Consider the following 1,388-nt stretch of genomic DNA (forward strand, 5'->3'; position numbering starts at 1 on the left):
TTGAATCAGATTTTGCATGTCAGTCCAGATGAATTGATGACATTTGCGAAAGAGTGGGGTGCTCCGTACGAAGTATTACGAGATATTCGGACACAGGGACGTCTACCAGTCGTCAATTTTGCAGCCGGAGGAGTTGCGACACCAGCTGATGCCGCTCTCATGATGCATTTAGGGGCAGATGGTGTCTTCGTCGGATCGGGGATCTTTAAATCAGAACACCCAGAACGTGTGGCTCGCGCGATTGTTGAAGCGGTTACGTATAAAGATGATTTTGGACGGATTGCCTCTTTATCCAAAGGGCTCGGAACAGCAATGAAGGGAATCGATGTCACTTCGATGCCGTTTGAGGAACGGATGGCGACACGCGGATGGTAATTGGTATTCTGGATGTTCAAGGTGCAGTCCGTGAACATCAACAGCAGCTGGAAGGTCTTGGTGTCGATGTCGTTCTAGTCAAACAAGCGAGTGATCTTGCAGGGCTGGATGGACTCGTCTTACCAGGAGGCGAATCGACCGCGATGCGTCGATTGATCGAACGTTATGAATTGCTGGAACCGCTTCGGGAAAAAGCGACGACGCTACCGATGTTCGGGACATGTGCCGGAATGATTCTACTCGCAACCGCTGTCGAAGCAGGTCAGAGCCATCTCAACGCAATTTCGATGACGGTCCGTCGAAATGCTTTCGGTCGACAAATTGATTCATTTGAAGGATTGCTACCGGTTGAAGGAATTGAGGAACCAATCGAGGCAGTATTCATTCGAGCGCCATTGATTCTGTCTGTCGGGGAAGGAACACGCGTGATTGCGAAAGTCGAAGATCAGATCGTTGCCGTCGAGACATCATTACACCTCGCGTGCTCGTTCCACCCTGAATTGACAGAGGATGATCGTTTGCACCGCTATTTTTTACAAAAAATCAAACAGCGGCAGTCCGTCCGTTCATAAAGTGTGGAAGCATCTGACAGGTTCTACTGTCAGGTGCTTCTTTTGTGCTACACTATTTGTAAAATGAATGATTGAGTGAAGGAGAGACACGATGAAACGAATCTTGCTACTCTGTTTAAGTGTCCTGCTGGTCGTAGGTTTTCCTACAACTGGACAAGCGGCACCTTCGATTCAAGCAGAGTCTTACATAATGGCCGATGCGGTCACAGGAAAAATCCTCCTTCAATCGGAAGCGGATGTTTCTTTACCACCGGCTTCGATGACAAAGCTGATGACGCTTTATCTCGTTCGACGACAAATCGAATTAAAAAATCTGACGTGGGATCAAAAAATCAAACCGAGTGCAAAAGTGTTGAAGCTTGCGAACACGTCCGGCATCGCTCGTGTTCCTGTTAAAGCAAAAACATATACGGTTCGTGAGATGTATAACGCGGCGTTCAT

At 48.0% G+C, this 1,388-nt stretch carries 2 protein-coding genes and 1 pseudogene; all 3 read left to right on the forward strand.

Annotated features, from left to right (window positions below):
- Positions 1–375, forward strand: a pseudogene (locus tag B3M90_RS00110) (pyridoxal 5'-phosphate synthase lyase subunit PdxS); the annotation flags it as partial.
- Complete coding sequence (gene pdxT, locus B3M90_RS00115) at positions 369–947, forward strand: pyridoxal 5'-phosphate synthase glutaminase subunit PdxT (RefSeq protein ID WP_290754898.1); 579 nt, start codon at positions 369–371, stop codon at positions 945–947. The pseudogene B3M90_RS00110 and the gene pdxT, both read left to right, overlap by 7 nt.
- A 91-nt stretch (positions 948–1,038) precedes the next feature.
- Positions 1,039–1,388: serine hydrolase (locus B3M90_RS00120; protein ID WP_290782001.1), on the forward strand; the 350-nt coding region annotated here is incomplete at its 3' end.

Origin of the sequence: Exiguobacterium sp. UBA6309 (genome assembly GCF_002439205.1) — a bacterium.
Taxonomy (GTDB): domain Bacteria; phylum Bacillota; class Bacilli; order Exiguobacteriales; family Exiguobacteriaceae; genus Exiguobacterium_A.